Below are 17,480 nucleotides of genomic sequence, written 5' to 3'. Positions count from 1 at the left end.
GTGAGTGTAGTTTCCGTGAGTTAAACCACACGTCTACACTCCGGAATGTGCTGGACTTGTTGCCAGAAAAAACCAGTGTGCAATAGTTTTTTCGTAGGTAGACTGGTGTAGTCATCGAGAAACGAACTCTAACTAGGAGGATCGACGCAGTGAGCGCCAGCTCCGACGCCAACAACTTCAACGCCATCTTGGCCCATAAACTTGAAATCTCTGACGACATGGTCGTGCAGGAAGTTGGTTGGGACGACGATTGCGACTCGTCCATTAGCGAAGCTATCGAAGATATCATCGGCTCCGCACTGCTCGAGGACACCTCATACGACGTCTGTGACGCCATTCTCTTCTGGTGGCGCGATGGTGATGGAGACCTTACCGATGACCTCGTTGATGTAGTCGCCCCGCTGTCTGACGGGGGAGTGGTATGGTTGACCACCCCTAAGACTGGTCAACCAGATGCTGTAGACCCTGCCGAGATTGCCGAGAGTGCCCGCACTGCCGGCCTCTCCCAGACGTCGACCTCCGCAGTTAATGACTGGATTGTCACACGTCTCGTGCAAGCTCGGCACGGCGCACCTCGCCGTTAAATTAGGGTAAACACCACCTCATAGGATAGAGTTTTAACGTCCTGCGTGGGTAGCTCAGGGGTAGAGCTCCGGTTTTACACACCGGCGGTCGGGGGTTCGAAACCCTCCTCACGCACTTTGAGAGATGCCCGGTCACACTGTGTGACCGGGCATCTTGGTGTCTTCAGTCGAGAGAAGTTGAGTGAGGCCTCGAAAGGGAAAGGATTGACGCAAAGGAAGCACTGTCGCTAAAGGGGAGGGGTGGGTGGGGGTTTTCCGGTGAGGAGAGTTCATCCCTCTAAGATGTTCTCAGCGCCATTCTGGGGGGGTCTTTCGATACCACTCTGGGGTGTGAAATAGATGTAACCCCCCAGGGCACTGCCCTGGGGGGTTACTACGATGCGAGAGGCTGATCCTACATCAGGAAGCCACCGAGCGAATTCGCAAGGCCCAGCACCGGTCCGGGAAGAATACCCATGAGGACGGTGAGTAAAGCGGTGATAACCACCACGATACTGACCGCGGCACCTGGCTTTGCCACCACAGTGGTGACATTCGGGCGCTTGAAGAACATGACGATAATCATGCGCACGTAGGCGTAGGCGGCCAGTGCGGACACCAGCAGGGCAACGACGACCAGCCAGCTGTAGCCAGCCAACCACGGCACTGCGAAGACGGTGAACTTACCAATAAAGCCAGCGGTAAGGGGGATACCTGCAAAGCTCAGGAAGTAGAGAGCGAAGGCCGCACCCAACCAAGGATGTTGACGTCCAATACCTTCCCAAGCAGAGATCGCAGTGGCCTCCTCGCCACTCTCGCGACGGACGACCGTGACAATGGCGAAAGCACCAATGGTCGCCAGGCCGTAGGCCGCCAGGTAGATCAACACCGAAGAGACAACACTGAACTCCAGGCTTCCTACCTTGAGGAGACCCTGGTGTGCACCCACCAGAGCGGTCATGATGAAGCCCGCGTGAGTGATGGAGGAGTAAGCGATCAGTCGCTTGACGTCGGTCTGGGTCATAGTCAGCAGGGCGCCGAACAGCATCGAGATGATGGCCAGTACCACGATGACAACTTCCCACTGGCTTTCGTTGAGAGGCACCGCGACGGTGAGAACACGGGCTAGAGCAGCAACGGCAGCCAGCTTGGTGCAGATTGCCATGAAAGCAGTCACCGGGGTGGGGGCGCCTTGGTAGACATCCGGTACCCAGCTGTGGAAGGGCACCGCACCGATCTTGAAGAGGAGGCCAATCACGACGAACACAACGCCCAGCACCAGCAGGGCAGGCTTGTCGGTGTGAGAGGACTGCTCTGCAATGCCGGCAAAGGTGAAGTTACCAGTCGCCGCGTAGAGCATCACGATGCCGTACAGCATAATGGCTGCTGCAAGTACACCCAGCAGGAAGTACTTCAGGGAAGCTTCCTGGCTCAGACGCCGGCGGTAGAGTGCCAATCCGGAGAGAACGTAGAGCGGCAGAGACATCACTTCAAGAGCGACGAAGAGCATAAGCAGGTTAGTCGCTGCGGCGAAGAGCATCATGCCGAACAGAGAGAACAGTGCCAAGACGTAGATCTCGGAGTGCTCAGTCCGCTCACTCTCGGGAATTGTCTTCAGACGGCGTGCATGCCGTGTACTGAAGAGAATCATGCAGAGGGCGGTGAAGACAATCAGGGCGCCCTGTGCCACATAGGTGGGCTTGTCCATGGCAAGGAGGCCATTGGCGACAACCGCGAAGCGGCCATCGACCCAGTTTGCAATAAGCATTCCCATCGTGGCAATGAGAACAGCAAAGACAGAGACCAGCTGCACGATTGCGCGGGCCGGCCGACGCACGAAGGCGTCCAGGAGGAGAGCGACACAGGCACCACCGAACATGATCAATAGCGGAGCGAGGGTCTGGTAATCCAGCGCAGGGCTCTCGATCATTCGTGCGGGGCTAGCCACCATGTCCATAGCAACGATGTTCTGGATCATTTAGCGCGCACCTCCTAGAGAGATAGTGGTCGATTCAGGCTGCGCGGCCGGAGCCACGGCTTCGTGGTTAGTCGCCTTCTCAACAAAGGTGACTGCCTGTTCAGAATCGGGGTTCAGCACCCTGGTCAACGGAGTGGGGTAGACACCAAGGACGAGGAGCAGGGCGAGCAGAGGAACAATGATCCACCGTTCTGCCATGGACAGCTCGGAGACCTTTTCTTCCACCTCAGCAGAGGGGAGACCCGTCATCGTCCGCTTGTACATCCGCATGATGTAGAGGGCGGCAAGCACCATGGCGATGGCCGAGATGCCCGCAGCCCACGGGTACTTCGTCCAGGTTCCTGCCAGCACACCGAACTCAGACACGAAGGGTGCCAGGCCGGGGAGAGACAGGGACGACAGACCAGCGACGAGGAGGAATCCGGCAAGTACCGGGGCAACCTTCTGTACGCCACCGAAGTTGTCGATCTCCGCGGAGCCACGACGCTTCATCAGGTAACCAACAAGGAGGAAGAGCGCGGCGGTTGAGATGCCGTGGTTGAACATATAGAGGTTGGCACCTGCCACCGAGGTTGGGGTGAGCGCGAAAAGGCCCAACACGATGAAACCAAAGTGGCTGACAGAGGTGTACGCCACCAGGCGCATGAGGTTTTCCTGCGCCAGTGCGGCAAAGGCGCCGTAGATGATGGAGATCACTGCCAGAACAATGACCACCGGGGTGGCCCACTCAGCTGCGTTCGGGAAGAGACCCAGCGCAAAGCGGAACATACCGAAGGTGCCAATCTTGTCCATGATGGCGACCATCATCACTGCACCACCCGGGGTGGTGTTCTCTGCGGCGTCGGGCAGCCAGGTGTGAACCGGAACCATGGGGGCCTTCACAGCGAAGGCGATCATGAATCCGACGAACAGCAGGCGTTCCGTGTTCGTGCCGAGGTTCATGTTCATGAGGTCACTCAGCAGGAAGGTACCGTGGCCATTGCTCTGGGAGTTCACGTAGACGCCGATAACGGCGGCCAGCATAACCAGACCAGAGGTCAAGGAATACAACAGGAACTTGATGGCGGCGTAGCGACGCTGTGCTCCACCAAAACCACCGATGAGGAAGAACATCGGGATGAGGGTGGCCTCAAAGAAGAGATAGAAGAGCAGGACGTCAGTGGCGGTGAATACGTAGAGGGAGAAACCCTCGACGGCCAGCGCAAGTGCCAGGAAGGCGCGTTCGCCCAGCTGGTCTTCACGGAAGTTCTCCGTAAAGGCATAGAGCAGGACCAGCGGGGTGAGAATGGTGGTGAGGAGCACGAGGCTCAGCCCGATACCATCCACACCGAGCGAGTAGAAGGCGTCAATCTGGGGAATCCACTGGTGTAGTTCGGTGAACTGCATACCCTGTCCAGGGTTGAAGAGTACTGCCATGGCAATGGCGATACCCAGCGAGCCGAGGGAGGCAAGCATGGCCACCACGCGGCTGGCAACACCCCGGACCACGGTAAGGAGGAGCGCTCCTACCAGGGGGATTAGTGCGGCAGAGGTAATTAACATTCTCTCAATCCTCCCTTATGCCAGTTGTCCGAGGATGAGCGCAACAGCGGCGAGAACTGCGGTACCAACGACCATGAGGAGGCCGTAGGAGCGGATCATGCCGTTCTGCAAGCGCGACAGTAAACCGGACAGACTGACCAGGCCGCGTCCGCCACCATCAACGGCGGGGTTAACGGCGCGTCGGTCTAGAAGAGCCGTAGCCTGCGCAAGACCCAGGGTAGGCTTCACAGCAATGTATTCATTGATCGTGTCGCCATAGAGGGCATTGTCGCCGATACGGGTGTACAGAGGCGCATTCTCACGCGTAGTGGGGATGGGCTTGCGGAAGATCAACCAGCCGACTAGCACGCCAACGATAACCACTAGGAGGGTAGCGGCTGTCTCCCAACTGAAGTGAACAATGTGGAGATCCGGCGCAGTACCACCAACGGCGGGGTTGAGCCACTTGGTGATGCCTCCCACCATGAGGAAGCCACCAATCACGGAGAAGATACCGAGAATAACCAGCGGGATCACCATCGTCGCCGGGGACTCGTGCGGGTGCACGTCCTCTTCCCAACGCTTTTCACCAAAGAAGGTCATCATCATGAGTCGCGTCATGTAGAAGGCGGTGATGCCAGCACCGATCAGTGCTGCCAGGCCAAATACCCAGCCACGCTCAAAAGCGACCTCAATGATGGGGTCCTTGGAGAAGAAGCCTGCAAAGCCGGGGAAGCCGATGATAGCTAGGTAGCCGGCAGCGAAGGTGAAGAAGGTCCAGGGCATGGCCTTGCGAAGTCCACCGAACCGGCGCATGTCGACGCTGTCATTCATAGCGTGCATGATCGAGCCGGCTCCGAGGAACATGTTGGCCTTGAAGAAACCGTGGGTAACCAGGTGGAAGATGGCTAGTGCGTAGCCGGCAGGACCAATGCCTGCGGCCAGAATCATGTAGCCGATCTGGGACATGGTCGAACCAGCGAGAACCTTCTTGATGTCGTCTTTGGAGCTACCGATCCAGGCACCAACCAGGAGGGTAACAGAGCCAACGATGACGACTGCCAGAGCGGCCTGCCACGAAAGCTGGTAGATGCTGCCACTGCGGACGACCAGGTAAACACCGGCGGTAACCATGGTAGCAGCGTGGATGAGGGCGGACACGGGGGTCGGGCCCTCCATGGCGTCGAGGAGCCAGGCCTGGAAAGGAACCTGGGCGGACTTGGCGCAGGCGCCCAGCAGGAGCATGAAACCGAGGAAGGTGGGGACCCAGCTGTCTACATCGGCAATGCCAGCGTTGACAGCGGAGAATTCGGTGGAACCGAAGAACTTGAACATGGTGATGATGGCAAGCATCATGCCCACGTCACCCATACGGTTCATGATGAAGGCCTTGTTCGCAGCCTTCGCAGCGGAGGGCCTGTGTGCCCAGAATCCGATGAGGAGGTAAGAGGCCAGACCGACGCCTTCCCAACCGATGAACAGCACCAGGTAGCTATTGCCGAGAACCAAGGTCAGCATGGCTGCCATGAAGAGGTTGAGGAATGCGAAGAACTTACGGCGCTTCTCATCATGTGCCATGTAGCCCACCGAGTAGAGGTGAATAAGGCTACCGACACCGGTGACAAGGAGCACGAAGACGATGGAGAGGGGATCGAGGCGAATACCAAGATCGGTCTCCACGCCCGGCAGCGACATCCAGGTGTAGAAGGGTGCTGTCAGGGCGCGATCCGCAGCGGAGCGCATCGCCATCTGGATAAACAGGGTGAGGCCACAGGCGAAGGCGGCAAAGCTCATCACGACGGCGAGCCAGTGCCCCCAGCGGTCCAGCAGCCGGCCGCCCATAAGCAGCAGTGCGGCGCCAATGAGGGGCAGGCCGATAATTAGCCAAGCCACCACGGTGGTCGTCGTATCCGCTGTAGGCGGGGCGACAGTCAATGACTGTCCAGTTGCAAGAAGAGTATTGGATACCACTGCCTTTAGCCTTTCAGTGAACGTTCTTCATCGACGGACACTGTGTACTGCGTACGCCACATGGCGACCACGATAGCGAGGCCAACCACGACTTCTGCAGCAGCAACCACCATGACGAACAAAGCGGCGACTTGGCCGTCGAGATTACCGAACTGGCGCGCGAGGGCCACCAGGCCAAGGTTGCATGAGTTCAGCATCAGTTCGACGGACATAAACACGACCAGTGCACTACGGCGAACCAGGAAGCCCAGGATACCGATAGCGAACAAGATCGCGGACAGGGTCAGGTAGAAACTAGTAGCCATGTCACTCATCCTCTCCGTCGCTCTTGGCAAGAGCTTCATAGGTCTTAGCGGTCTGCTCAGCCAACTGCTGGCCGGAGCGTTCCGCGTGGGCGTCGTAGATCCCTTCGGAGACGGAGGAGCGAAGTTCGCTACCGTCAGGGAGGAGAGCGGGGACGTCCATGGCGTTACTGGAGGCGTAGACGCCGGCACCAGGCATAGCACCCACATCGGTGCCCTTTTCAGCGTAGGCACGGAAGCGGGCTTCCATGGTTTCACGCTGAGTCGGGCGGTTCTTGACGCGGGTACGGAGGGTGAGCACAATAGCACCCACCGCGGCAATGATGAGAAGTGCAGAGAGCACCTCGAAGATGATGACGTACTTGTTGAAGATCAGCTCACCGAGGCCAGCGATATTTCCGCCGGTGGTGCGGGTGGCTTCATCAAGTCCGGCAGGATCCTGCCAGGTGACCAGCGAGATAGCTACAGCTACTAGAACGATAACCGCCAGTGCCATGATGATGGCCGCTATCCGCTGACCGGGGATGGGGTCGCCCTCTTCGGCATCTGCATTCGCACCGACCATCATCACGATGAAGAGGAACATCACCATGATGGCGCCTGCGTAGACGACGATCTGGACGACAAACACGAATGGCGCATTGAGAATGGCGTATTCGATTGCCATACCGACCATCACCAGCAGGAGGGATAGGGCGGAGTGAATGAGTTTGCGGGACAGCACCATACCGAGTGCAGCAGCCACAATAACGATGGCCAGGATCCAGGAGAGGACCTGTCCGAAGATGTGACCGGCGCTGGAGTCACCAGCGGCAAGCGTCATCATCGGAGCAACAGTGGCGGAAGAAGCGATGGAAAACGCCATGATTATCCTTCCTCCAATTGCTTCGATTCACGTGAGTCTGCGTGCAGAGGCAGGCCCATGAAGTATCCCTTTTCGTTGTCTGCAAGGCGACGGGGGTGCGGAGGCATCTCCATGCCGTCTTCCAGTGGAGCAAGGAGCTTGTCCTTGCCGTAGATCAATGCTTCGCGGGAAGCGTTTGCCAGTTCGAAGTCATTGGTCATAGTTAGTGCGCGCGTTGGGCATGCTTCGATGCACATGCCGCAGAAGATGCAGCGCAGGTAGTTGATTTCGTAGATGGCGCCGTAGCGTTCACCGGGGGAGTAGCGCTCATCCTCGGTGTTTTCTGCAGCTTCCACACGAATAGCATCAGCTGGGCATGCCCAGGCACACAGTTCGCAACCGACACACTTTTCGAGACCATCGGGCCAGCGGTTGAGCTGGTGACGACCGTGGAAGCGGGGCTCTGTGACCTTCGGCTTTAGCGGGTATTCCTCTGTGAACTTCTTACGGAACATCGTCCGGAAGGTCACTCCGAGGCCCGCCCAGCGCGAAAAGACACTCATGACAGTTCCTCCTTCCGCTGTGTGCCGGCAGCAGCGGGGGCATCCTCGAAGACCGGCAGCGGGTAGTGGGCAGTAACAGGATCGACAACAGGCGGCTTGGCATCGGTGATGATCTTGTCGATCGGGCGACGCTGCAGGAACAGCACGAGAGCTGCGATAGCGGCGTAGATCAGCACCACACCAATGGCGGTAGCGTCATCAGTCAGCCAGGAACCGGGTTCTGCCATGGCGCGAGCCTTCTGGTAGATACCTATGACGACCAGCCAGCCGAGCGAAAGCGGCAGCAGGGTCTTCCACCCAATAGACATCAGTTGGTCGTAGCGGTAACGCGGGACGGTACCGCGGACCCAGATGAAGAAGAACAGACCAAGGACGACCTTGAGAACGAACCAGAGAAGGCCCCACCAGCCGCCGTCGATTGCGGTGTTGTTGAACGGCCACGGTGCGTTGAACCCACCGAGGAAGAGGGTTGCGCAGATGGCGGACAGCGTTGTCATGTTCATGTATTCGCCCAGGTAGAAGAGAGCGAAGCGGAAACCCGAGTAGTCGGTGGAGTAACCACCAACCAGTTCGGATTCACATTCCGGCATATCGAACGGGGCGCGGTTGGCTTCTGCCAGCATAGCTACCACGTAGATACAGAAGGCAGGAGCGAGCAGAATGAAGTTGTGGGCGGGGAAGGGGGAGTCCCAGCCGAACAGAGTCAGGGTGTTGGCCTGGTGCTCGACGATACCTACGGTGGACATGGTGCGGCTCGCCAGGACGACGGACACCACCGCAAGACCCATAGAGACCTCGTAGGAGATCATCTGTGCGGCGGAGCGCAGACCACCCAGCAGAGAGTAGCGGGAGGTTGACGCCCAACCGGCGAGGACGATGCCATAGGTGCCAATCGAAGCGATGGCTAGGATAAAGAGCACTGCGACCGGGAGGTCACCGAGCTGTAGTTGGGTGTAGTGACCGCCGATGGAAACCCGTCCACCCAGGGGGATGACGGACCAGGTGGTGAAGGCGGCGAGACCGGTGAGCATCGGGGCCAGGGTGAAGACGAACTTGTCGACGTTATCCGGCGAGAAGTCTTCTTTCATAAGGGTCTTGATGCCGTCCGAGAAGGGCTGCAGGAGACCTAGTGGACCTGCCATGTGGGGGCCGACGCGCTGCTGGAGGAATGCCAGGATACGGCGTTCGAACCACACACAGAAGATTGCGAAAAACAGGGGAATACAAAAGATCACGATGGCCTTCACGAGGATGAGCCACCATGGGTCACCCCACACGCCGATAGTGCTTTCAGACACGGGATGACACCTCCATTCGAACGTTGTGAGCATCGTCTGACGGAACCACAGTGACCTGGTCTCCAGGTACTGCACCGGTCACCGCAAGCGGGTTACCGGGAACATTGCTGGGAACCCACACCACGTCGTCTGCCATCTCTTCGACGACGGAGACGGGGAGCGTGAGAGATCCCTGCGAGGTGGAGACGGTGGCGGCGCCACCAGCGGTGAGGCCGCAGGCCGTGGCAGTGGCCGGGCTGACGCGCAGGTGGCCGCGACGGCGGTCACTTCCCTTGAAGATAGTTCCGTCAAGAGCGGCGGAGTCGCCCATGAGTTCACGCCAGCTGTCGAGCACCAGGCCAGATGCGGCGGTGGTGGAGACTGTCGGCATGGAACCACCGACAGCACCGGTGGCAGCTGTCTGCAGGAGGTCAGCCACCTGAGAGCTGGCGGGAATCTGCAGGCTGGTCCCCATCGCCTTCGCGATGGCTCCGAGGACGCGGCGGTCTGACATGGTAGTGACGGGCATACCGGTAAGTGGCTGGACCTTACGCCACCGTGCTTCCCAGTTGAGGAAGTGTCCCTTGACCTCGGAAATGAGGCTGACGGGGAGGACAACGTCGGCGCAGGCGCTGAGGGAGCTGCGGCGTTGTGCCAGCTGGACGGTAAAGGCGGCGGTGGCAGCCTGGTGGAGTAACTGGACGTCGACGAAGTCGCGTTCGTCCAGAGCACCAATCAGCAGAGCCTGCAGTTCACCATCGGCTGCAGCCTTCAGCATTGCCTTGGTGGAGAGCCCACCGGCGGCGGGGAGGCAGCCGGCTTCTAGTGCACCGCGGTCGCCAGCGTGCAGTGGCACCCAGGCGAAGCGAGCACCGGACTTCTCTGCGGCGGTAACAATGGCACTGAAGGTTCCAGCAGAACCAGCGGCGCGGGCTCCCACCAGAATGATGGTGTCGCTGTCGAGGCCGTCGAGCTGGGCGAGAGCATCTGCTTCTCCACCGGGGCGGCAGGTGACAACCTCAGCGTTGAGTTTGTTGGTGCCGATGGTGCGGTGGCTCGCGATGGAGACAACCTGAAGGCCCATCTTGCGGACTGCACGGCGCAGCCGCAGGAAGAGGTTACTGGCTTCGTCTTCCGGATCGAGGGATACCAGCACAACCTTCTTTGCTTCATCAAGTGCCTGGTAGGTGACGTTGTTTTCAAGCGAGGTACCTGCCACGTACTGGGTGAGGAAGGCAGCTTCTTCCGTGGTGCCTTTGTCAGAGCGGAAGTCGAGATTCTCGGTTCCGGCGACGTTGCGGGCGAAGGCGGCGTAGGCGTAGGTGTTTTCCACCGTGCTGGAGGCTCCCGGCAGAACGCCGAGAGAGGAGCCAGCGGCCATGAGACCAGCGGCGACAATGGAGAGCGCTTCCGGCCAGGAGGCCTCAATGAGCTGTCCATCGCGGCGAACCAGTGGAGTAGTGATGCGGTCTGCGAGGGTGCCGTAGCGGAAGCCATATCGGCCCTTGTCGCAGCTCCACTCGAGGTTAACGTCGGAGTCTTCGCCGGCTAGACGACGAGTGATCTTGCTGTGACGGTGGTCTACGCGGAGCGCGCAGCCGTCTGCACAATGTTCACAGGTGGTGTCGGTAGAGACGAGGTCGAACGGGCGTGCCTGGAAGCGATAGTCGGCACTGGTCAGAGCACCCACCGGGCAGATCTGCACGGTGTTACCGGCAAAGTAGGAGCCGGCGTCGGACTCAGGAACAGAGGAGACTTGCTGGCGGGCACCTCGTTCTGCAAGTGCAATGCAGCGATCGCCGGAGACCTGCTCGGAGAAGCGGGTGCAGCGGGTGCAGAGCACGCAGCGTTCACGGTCAAGAAGGATGTTGCTGACCAGTGGCAGCGGGGTGGGGAAGTGGCGCTTATCGCAGTCGAAGCGGGTCTCCGCCTGTCCATCGGACATGGACTGGTTCTGCAGCGGGCACTCACCACCTTTGTCACAGATGGGGCAGTCCAACGGGTGGTTGATGAGGAGAAGCTCCATGATGCCACGCTGAGCTTCTTCGGCCAGCATGGAGGATGCTTGGGTCTTCACAACCATGCCTTCAGCCACTGCTAGGGAGCAGGAGGCCTGAGGCTTCGGGAAACCACGTCCGTTACCAGCGTCAGGTACCTCGACCATGCATTGGCGGCAGGCGCCAACCGGGTCGAGTAGCGGGTGGTCACAGAAGCGGGGAATACGGATACCGAGCTTTTCAGCAGCACGGATGACCATAGTTCCCTTGGGAACGGATACGGACCGACCGTCAATCTCCAGGGTTACAAGGTTGTCCTGGGCAGAGGTCGAGGTGTTATCGCTCATTGAACCTTCTCCTCATCACTAAAGAGCGCACTGGCCTCGTAGGGCAGGAGCTCCCAAGCGGGGGTGGTGTAACCGGCCTCAAACTCCTCACGGAAGTGCTTGACGGCACTGGTGACACAGGCGACAGCGCCATCTGCGAGGGCACAGAAGGACTTGCCGCCGATATTCCCGGCAATACTCAGCAACTTGTCGACATCGCCCGGCTTGCCTTCGCCGCGCTCGAGGCGCTGCAGCAGCTGTACGAGCCACCAGGTGCCTTCACGGCACGGGGTGCACTTGCCACAAGATTCGTGCTTGTAAAACTCGATAAAACGAGTGGTTGTGCGGACTACTGAAGTAGTCTCGTCGAAAATCTGGAGGGCTTTAGTGCCCAGCATGGAGCCGGCACCTGCCACCCCCTCGTAATCCAGCGGTACATCGAGGTGTTCCGCCGTGAGGATGGGGGTGGATGAACCGCCCGGAGTCCAGAACTTCAGTTCGTGTCCATCACGCATACCGCCTGATAGCTCAAGCAGTTCACGCAAGGTGATGCCCAGCGGTGCCTCGTACTGGCCCGGGTTCTTCACGTGTCCGGACAGCGAGTAGATGGTGGCACCCTTGGACTTTTCGGTACCCATCGAGCTGTACCATTCGGCACCCTTGCGGATAATCGCGGGAACAGAAGAGATGGACTCGACGTTGTTAATAACAGTGGGAGAGGCGTAGAGGCCTTCCACTGCAGGGAACGGCGGGCGCAGACGCGGGTGCCCACGCTTGCCTTCCAGCGAGTTGAGAAGGGCAGTTTCCTCACCACAGATGTAAGCGCCGGCACCAGAGTGAACCATAACGTGGAGACGCTTGCCAGTACCGAGGACGTCGTCACCAGCCAGGCCGGCATCGTAAGCTTCCTGAATGGCCTGCTGGAGGCGACGTGCCACGTGGGCTACCTCACCGCGGAGGTAGATAAAGGCTTGCTCGGCACCGAATGCGTAGCAGGCGATGAGTGCGCCTTCTACCAGGGTGTGCGGACTAGCCATGATCAGGGGCATGTCTTTGCAGGTACCAGGCTCGGACTCGTCACCATTGACGACGAGGTACTTGGGCTTGGGATTGTTCTGCGGAACGAACGACCACTTCATACCGGTGGGGAAGCCTGCACCACCGCGTCCGCGGAGTCCAGAATCTTTCACCAGGCTGAGAACCTCGGCGGGTTCCATACTCAGGGCTTTACGAAGTGCGTCGTATCCTTCGTGGGACTTGTAGCTCTCCAGCTTCCACGGCGTTTCATCGCCCCAGTGTGCGGAGAGGATGGGAGTAAGGAGTTCACTCGACACGTTACTCACCTTCCTTCACATCATACGCAATGCGCCAGCCTGCCAAAGAAGCGTGGCCAGCAGCGGGGCCTTCGTCGCTGCGACCGTCGTTGAAGCCGGCGAGGACGCGCTCGTTGTCACGCCACGAGGTGATCTGCGGACCACGGGTGGAGTGAACTTCTTCGTCGTTGCGCAGCTTGTCGAGGATCTCAACAGCCTTGCGAGGAGTCATGTTGTCCATGTACTCCCAGTTCAGCATCATGACGGGGGCAAAGTCGCAGGCGGCGTTGCATTCCACACGTTCGAGTGTGAAGGCTCCGTCTTCAGTGGTTCCTTCGCCGTCGAGGCCGAGGTGCTTGCGTACGGTCTCGTAAACGAGGTCGCCACCCATCACTGCGCACAGGGAGGTGGTGCAGACACCGATAAGATGCTTGCCGACCTCATCCTTGTGGAACATGGTGTAAAAGGTAACGACACCCAGCACAACGGCTTCGGGAATATCGAGGATGCGGGCAATATGGCGGACGCCTTCGCCGCTGACTTTTCCATCGATACTCTGCACGAGGTGCAGCATGGGAATGATGGCAGACTGGGCGTGCGGATAGCGATCGGCCAGGATCTGCAGTTCTTTGATATTTTCTTCGGTGATGCTGGTGGTGGTGTCGCTCATGTCGACAGCATCAGCATCGTCGAACTTGGAGACAAAGTGGGCTTCAATCACCGGTCAACACCTCCCAGAACGGGGTCGATACTACCGACCGCGACGACGATATCGGACAGCATGCCGCCCTCACACATGGCGGGGAGGGCCTGCAGGTGGTGGAATCCAGGGTCACGCAGGTGAACACGGTAAGGATGAGTTCCGCCATCGGACACGACGTGGCACGCGAGTTCTCCCTTGGGGCTCTCGGTTGCAACGTAGGCCTGTCCAGCCGGAACTTTGATGCCTTCAGTCACCAGCTTGAAGTGGTGAATGAGGGATTCCATGTCCTCACCCATAATCTTGCGCACGTGCTCAAAGGAGTTGCCTTGACCGTCGTTGTACACGGCGAGGTTGGCGGGGCGCGAGATCTTCGGATCTTCAATCATGAAGGGTTGGCCCTGTGTGTCGGCGAGACGATCGCGGCACTGCCGGCAGATCTTCAGGGATTCGTACATTTCGGCGAGGCGAACACGGAAGGCGCCGTAGGCGTCGCAGGTGTCCCAGACCGGAATGTCGAAGTCGTAGGTTTCGTATCCGAGGTGGGGCTGCTTCTTCCGGAGGTCCCATTCCACGCCAGCGGCGCGTAGTCGGGGGCCGGTGACGCCAAGCGCCATACAACCGGTGAGGTCGAGGTAGCTGATGCCGAGCATACGTTTCTTCAAGATGGGGTTGTCGTTGCACATCTTGTCGAAGTCGGGCAGTCGAGCATCCAACCAGTCGAGGGTCTCATCCAGCTTGTCCAAGCCGTAATCCGGCAGGTCATTGGCGACACCACCGGGGCGCAGGAAAGCATGGTTCATGCGCAGACCGGAGATGGCCTCGAAGAAGTCGAGGATCATTTCACGGTCACGGAGGCCGTTAGTCAGCAGTGTCACACCACCGAGCTCGTTACCGCCGGTGCCAAGGGCGACCAGGTGGGATGCGATGCGGTTGAGCTCCAGCATGAGCACGCGAATGATGTTGGCGCGCTCCGGGATCTCGTTGGTGACGCCGAGGACTTCTTCGACAGCCATAACGTAGACGGCTTCGTTGAAGAGAGGCGCTACGTAGTCGGCACGGGTGACCAGGGTAGAGCCCTGGGTCCAGGTGCGGGCTTCGCAGGTTTTCTCGATGCCGGTATGCAGGTAGCCAATGGCCGGGCGGAGGTTGGTGACGATGTCGCCGTCTAGTTCGAGGCACAACCGCATAACGCCGTGGGTCGAGGGGTGAGCAGGACCCATGTTAATGATCATGCGGCTACTTTGTTCCTGGATTTGGCGATCGACGATCTCCTGCCAGTCGCCACCTTCGGCAGTGAGCTCAACCGTGTTCGGATCGGCTTCAAAGAGCTGTTCGACGGACGTTACGCCCGTCGGTGAGGTGAAGTTCTTTTCAGGGACAGACATTAGCGGTAACTCCTCCGTTGTTCCGCCGGCGGCACTTCAGTGCCGTGGAATTCGACCGGGATACCACCGAGCTGGTAGTCCTTCCGCTGCGGGTGGCCTTGCCAATCGTCCGGCATGAGGATGCGGGTAAGGCCAGGGTGTCCGTCAAAGATAATGCCGAACATGTCCCAGGTTTCGCGCTCGTGGTAGTTCACCATGGGGTAAACGGTGACCACGGAGGGAATGTGGGGTTCGGACTCGGGGCAGACGACCTCGACGCGCAGGCGGCGGTTGTAGGTCATAGAGAGCAGGTGGTAAACGCTGTGGAGCTCGGCATCCTTTTCTGCGGGGTAGTGCACTCCGGAAACCGAGGAGCACACTTCGTAGCGCAGTTCTGCATCGTCACGTAGCGCCTGCATGGTCTTCAGCAGGTGCTCGCGCGGGATGTAGATAGTGGGCATGTCGGTGAAGTTGGTGACGGGCGAGTCAGCAACTTCGGGAACTAGCTCAAACAGGCGGTCAAAAATCGCGTCGAGCTCTCCGCCGAAGGGACGGGAGAGAGGAACGATGCGAGCAGGCAGACGCACGATATGCGAAAAGCCGGAGGTGTCTCCGGTTCCATCAGACCACATACCTTGCTTTGCCGCGAAGGGTGTCCAGCTGGCTGCAGGGTTTGGAGAACCTGCCACGTCGGTCTGGTCTTCAGTGTTCTGGGGGTTGTCAGTCATGCGCTCCTCCCTTCTTACTTCTTCTTCATCCGGATGAGTTTCTCCTCGGCGACACGAACTTCACCGGCGAGAGCAGCGGCTTCCTTAGCCTGCTCGTCGGCGATGATGTGCTTTTCACCGAGTTGGGTCTTCTTGGCGATCATGGCGCGCAGCTTGAAGGAGGCGTCGATCAGCATGTCGGGGCGCGGCGGGCAGCCAGGAATGTAAAGGTCTACCGGGACGACGTGGTCGGCACCCTGCACGATGGCGTAGTTGTTAAAGACGCCGCCCGAGGAGGAGCACGCACCCATGGCGATAACCCACTTGGGGTCGGGCATCTGGTCGTACACGCGGCGCATGATGGGGGCCATCTTCTGGCTCACACGGCCAGAGATGATCATGAGGTCAGATTGGCGCGGGGAAGCACGGAATACTTCCTGTCCCCAACGGGAGGCGTCGAAACGCGGGCCTGCATAGGACATCATCTCAAATGCGCAGCAGGCAAGGCCGAAGGTGACGGGCCAGACTGACCACTCGCGGGTGAGGCCAAACAGCCATTCTGTGGTGGTGGTTACAAAGCCACCTGAAAGTTTGTCTTCAATTCCCATTTCGAATTCCAGTCACTTAATTGGGTAGATAGTGAAAAGCAAGACGTGGTTTATTCCCAGTTCAGTCCTCCTCGGCGCCACACGTAGATGTAGGCAACCAAGAGGGTGGCCACGAACAGGAGCATCTCCACGAGGAGGAACCAGCCCATCTTGTCGAAGGCAATTGCCCAAGGGAACAAGAAGATGGTTTCAACGTCGAAGATGAGGAACATCATGGCGATGGTGAAGTACTTGAGGGACATACGGCCGCCATTTTCGGGGCGGTCCACTGCGTCCACACCGCACTCGTAGACGTCATACTTGGACTTGTTGTAGCGGTGGGGGCCGATGATGACTGAGGCGCCTACCATCACCAGCACAAACAGCGCTGCAATGATCACCATTGCCAGAATGGGAATGTAATACGACACGTCGGTTTCCTCTCACACGTGAGTGTCAGTTAAGGAGATAAGAGGTCCGTACCTGGGTAGCAGATCGAAAAGCTCTGGCTACTTACCCGGGCGGAGGAGATTCGCCGCAGCGAGGGGCAGATCGATGGGATCAACGGGGAGAAGGTAGACAGCATCCGCCTTACTCCAGGTAGATAGCCATGCATCGTCACGTCGTTGCAGGAGAACGAGAAGCGGCGGGTGATCCTCCACTTCGGCATTAATTTGGTAACTCAGGCCCATACCACCAAACGGGGCGGCTTCGCCATCGAGAAGGCAGAGATCGATTTCCTTGTTGTGAAGGGCACGCATAAGTGCCGGACCAGTGGCAAAATCGACCAATTCAACGGGGGGCAGATCTGCGGAAATAGAAGTGCCGAATGCTGAATGTACGTCCTCTCGCAATTGCGGGCGATCAGAATAAACCGCAATGCGCAGCACCGTGGAGGATGAGTCTGTGCGAGTAGTCACAGTGTTATCAGGCATGTGATTAGCCTACCGAGAAGATGCCTCATTTTATGCATCAATGGGCAAGGAGTTTCAGCTAAATCTGCAGGTAAGGCGATCCTAAGTCAGCCTGTTGTCGGGATTTAGAGGGAATAAGTGACAGCCCTCCTAACGGAACTCTCAGTTATCCTGAGAGGGGGCTTTTTTCATCCGCGAGAGGACTTTTATGAACGCACAAGTCAGGAATGTACTTATCAGCGCGGGTATGGTGCTCGGGGGCGTGTTGGTGGGAACAGGCATTACGGGCTTGCTTTTTATTCTCGGTGTGACACTAGTTTCTACGATTTCTCACTCAATTATTAATCCCACAGAATGGACCCCAGTAATCCCACTTATCGGACTGATTGCCACCTATCTGACGGCAGGCGGGTCTGTCGGCATTATCCGTAGTCGGCACCCCTTTTCTCCTCTGGCAGTGGGCATGATCATCGCTGCCATAGTCTTCCTTCTCGTCATCGTGGGCTACTACTTTAGCTATGCTCATTAGAAGTGAATAGTTATTCAGTGA

Annotated in this window: 17 protein-coding genes and 1 tRNA gene; 3 read left to right on the top strand and 15 right to left on the bottom strand. The window is 58.6% G+C overall.

Going from position 1 to position 17,480, the window contains the following annotated elements; genetic code table 11:
• Window positions 1-149 precede the first annotated feature (149 nt).
• The gene (locus tag Q0X28_RS04530; protein WP_296239101.1) at window positions 150-584 is read left to right on the top strand and encodes a DUF3052 domain-containing protein; all 435 of its coding nucleotides are present in this window, start codon (window positions 150-152) and stop codon (window positions 582-584) included.
• A gap of 43 nt (window positions 585-627) precedes the next feature.
• Window positions 628-699, top strand: a tRNA-Val gene (locus tag Q0X28_RS04525).
• A 279-nt stretch (window positions 700-978) separates the two neighbouring features.
• Here the strand turns inward: Q0X28_RS04525 and nuoN are convergent.
• From nuoN to Q0X28_RS04450, 15 genes are all read right to left on the bottom strand, one after another.
• The gene (gene nuoN / locus Q0X28_RS04520) at window positions 979-2,541 is read right to left on the bottom strand and encodes an NADH-quinone oxidoreductase subunit NuoN (RefSeq protein ID WP_296239104.1); all 1,563 of its coding nucleotides are present in this window, start codon (window positions 2,539-2,541) and stop codon (window positions 979-981) included.
• Window positions 2,542-4,083 carry an NADH-quinone oxidoreductase subunit M gene (locus Q0X28_RS04515; RefSeq protein WP_296239106.1) on the bottom strand — a complete coding sequence of 514 codons (1,542 nt, stop codon included), beginning with the start codon at window positions 4,081-4,083 and terminating at the stop codon, window positions 2,542-2,544. It lies immediately after the preceding gene.
• A gap of 15 nt (window positions 4,084-4,098) precedes the next feature.
• Window positions 4,099-6,033 carry an NADH-quinone oxidoreductase subunit L gene (gene nuoL / locus Q0X28_RS04510; protein WP_298576813.1) on the bottom strand — a complete coding sequence of 645 codons (1,935 nt, stop codon included), beginning with the start codon at window positions 6,031-6,033 and terminating at the stop codon, window positions 4,099-4,101.
• A 5-nt stretch (window positions 6,034-6,038) separates the two neighbouring features.
• On the bottom strand, window positions 6,039-6,338 hold the full coding sequence (gene nuoK / locus Q0X28_RS04505) for an NADH-quinone oxidoreductase subunit NuoK (RefSeq protein ID WP_053962454.1): 300 nt from the start codon (window positions 6,336-6,338) through the stop codon (window positions 6,039-6,041).
• 1 nt (window position 6,339) lies between these two features.
• Window positions 6,340-7,200 (bottom strand): NADH-quinone oxidoreductase subunit J, encoded by an 861-nt coding sequence (locus Q0X28_RS04500; protein WP_296239112.1) that lies wholly within the window; start codon window positions 7,198-7,200, stop codon window positions 6,340-6,342.
• 2 nt (window positions 7,201-7,202) lie between these two features.
• The gene (gene nuoI, locus Q0X28_RS04495) at window positions 7,203-7,742 is read right to left on the bottom strand and encodes an NADH-quinone oxidoreductase subunit NuoI (protein ID WP_296239114.1); all 540 of its coding nucleotides are present in this window, start codon (window positions 7,740-7,742) and stop codon (window positions 7,203-7,205) included.
• Window positions 7,739-9,040: an NADH-quinone oxidoreductase subunit NuoH gene (gene nuoH, locus Q0X28_RS04490; RefSeq protein WP_298576810.1), complete on the bottom strand. Its 1,302-nt coding sequence runs from the start codon at window positions 9,038-9,040 to the stop codon at window positions 7,739-7,741. The genes nuoI and nuoH overlap by 4 nt, the downstream gene beginning before the upstream one ends.
• A complete protein-coding gene (locus Q0X28_RS04485; protein ID WP_296239118.1) occupies window positions 9,033-11,363 on the bottom strand; it encodes an NADH-quinone oxidoreductase subunit G in 2,331 nt (776 codons plus the stop codon). Before Q0X28_RS04485 ends, nuoH begins: the two co-directional genes overlap by 8 nt.
• The gene (gene nuoF / locus Q0X28_RS04480) at window positions 11,360-12,685 is read right to left on the bottom strand and encodes an NADH-quinone oxidoreductase subunit NuoF (RefSeq protein ID WP_298576808.1); all 1,326 of its coding nucleotides are present in this window, start codon (window positions 12,683-12,685) and stop codon (window positions 11,360-11,362) included. The genes Q0X28_RS04485 and nuoF overlap by 4 nt, the downstream gene beginning before the upstream one ends.
• A complete protein-coding gene (locus tag Q0X28_RS04475) occupies window positions 12,678-13,376 on the bottom strand; it encodes an NAD(P)H-dependent oxidoreductase subunit E (protein ID WP_296239123.1) in 699 nt (232 codons plus the stop codon). The genes nuoF and Q0X28_RS04475 overlap by 8 nt, the downstream gene beginning before the upstream one ends.
• On the bottom strand, window positions 13,373-14,743 hold the full coding sequence (locus Q0X28_RS04470; RefSeq protein WP_296239125.1) for an NADH-quinone oxidoreductase subunit D: 1,371 nt from the start codon (window positions 14,741-14,743) through the stop codon (window positions 13,373-13,375). The genes Q0X28_RS04475 and Q0X28_RS04470 overlap by 4 nt, the downstream gene beginning before the upstream one ends.
• Window positions 14,743-15,450, bottom strand: a complete 708-nt coding sequence (locus tag Q0X28_RS04465; RefSeq protein ID WP_296239126.1) for an NADH-quinone oxidoreductase subunit C — start codon at window positions 15,448-15,450, stop codon at window positions 14,743-14,745. Before Q0X28_RS04465 ends, Q0X28_RS04470 begins: the two co-directional genes overlap by 1 nt.
• 14 nt (window positions 15,451-15,464) lie before the next feature.
• Window positions 15,465-16,037 (bottom strand): NADH-quinone oxidoreductase subunit B, encoded by a 573-nt coding sequence (locus Q0X28_RS04460; protein WP_296239128.1) that lies wholly within the window; start codon window positions 16,035-16,037, stop codon window positions 15,465-15,467.
• A gap of 50 nt (window positions 16,038-16,087) precedes the next feature.
• Window positions 16,088-16,447 carry an NADH-quinone oxidoreductase subunit A gene (locus Q0X28_RS04455; RefSeq protein WP_296239132.1) on the bottom strand — a complete coding sequence of 120 codons (360 nt, stop codon included), beginning with the start codon at window positions 16,445-16,447 and terminating at the stop codon, window positions 16,088-16,090.
• 78 nt (window positions 16,448-16,525) lie between these two features.
• A complete protein-coding gene (locus tag Q0X28_RS04450; RefSeq protein WP_296239134.1) occupies window positions 16,526-16,951 on the bottom strand; it encodes a response regulator in 426 nt (141 codons plus the stop codon).
• A gap of 187 nt (window positions 16,952-17,138) precedes the next feature.
• On the opposite strand from Q0X28_RS04450, the gene Q0X28_RS04445 reads away from it, so the two are divergent.
• Window positions 17,139-17,459 (top strand): hypothetical protein, encoded by a 321-nt coding sequence (locus Q0X28_RS04445; RefSeq protein WP_296239136.1) that lies wholly within the window; start codon window positions 17,139-17,141, stop codon window positions 17,457-17,459.
• Window positions 17,460-17,480: the final 21 nt, after the last annotated feature.

Origin of the sequence: uncultured Lawsonella sp. (assembly GCF_947252745.1) — a bacterium.
In the GTDB taxonomy this organism is placed as follows: domain Bacteria; phylum Actinomycetota; class Actinomycetes; order Mycobacteriales; family Mycobacteriaceae; genus Lawsonella.
Note: the sequence above shows the minus strand (reverse complement) of the source record. Positions and strands in the feature narration are given on the sequence as shown.

Excerpts from the sequence above, each read along its gene's own strand:
- nuoN (WP_296239104.1), bottom strand. The coding sequence starts at position 2,541 with ATGATCCAGAACATCGTTGCTATGGACATGGTGGCTAGCCCCGCACGA.
- Q0X28_RS04515 (WP_296239106.1), bottom strand. The coding sequence starts at position 4,083 with ATGTTAATTACCTCTGCCGCACTAATCCCCCTGGTAGGAGCGCTCCTC.
- nuoK (WP_053962454.1), bottom strand. The coding sequence starts at position 6,338 with ATGGCTACTAGTTTCTACCTGACCCTGTCCGCGATCTTGTTCGCTATC.
- Q0X28_RS04500 (WP_296239112.1), bottom strand. The coding sequence starts at position 7,200 with ATGGCGTTTTCCATCGCTTCTTCCGCCACTGTTGCTCCGATGATGACG.
- nuoI (WP_296239114.1), bottom strand. The coding sequence starts at position 7,742 with ATGAGTGTCTTTTCGCGCTGGGCGGGCCTCGGAGTGACCTTCCGGACG.
- Q0X28_RS04485 (WP_296239118.1), bottom strand. The coding sequence starts at position 11,363 with ATGAGCGATAACACCTCGACCTCTGCCCAGGACAACCTTGTAACCCTG.
- Q0X28_RS04470 (WP_296239125.1), bottom strand. The coding sequence starts at position 14,743 with ATGTCTGTCCCTGAAAAGAACTTCACCTCACCGACGGGCGTAACGTCC.
- Q0X28_RS04465 (WP_296239126.1), bottom strand. The coding sequence starts at position 15,450 with ATGACTGACAACCCCCAGAACACTGAAGACCAGACCGACGTGGCAGGT.
- Q0X28_RS04460 (WP_296239128.1), bottom strand. The coding sequence starts at position 16,037 with ATGGGAATTGAAGACAAACTTTCAGGTGGCTTTGTAACCACCACCACA.
- Q0X28_RS04450 (WP_296239134.1), bottom strand. The coding sequence starts at position 16,951 with ATGCCTGATAACACTGTGACTACTCGCACAGACTCATCCTCCACGGTG.
- Q0X28_RS04445 (WP_296239136.1), top strand. The coding sequence starts at position 17,139 with ATGAACGCACAAGTCAGGAATGTACTTATCAGCGCGGGTATGGTGCTC.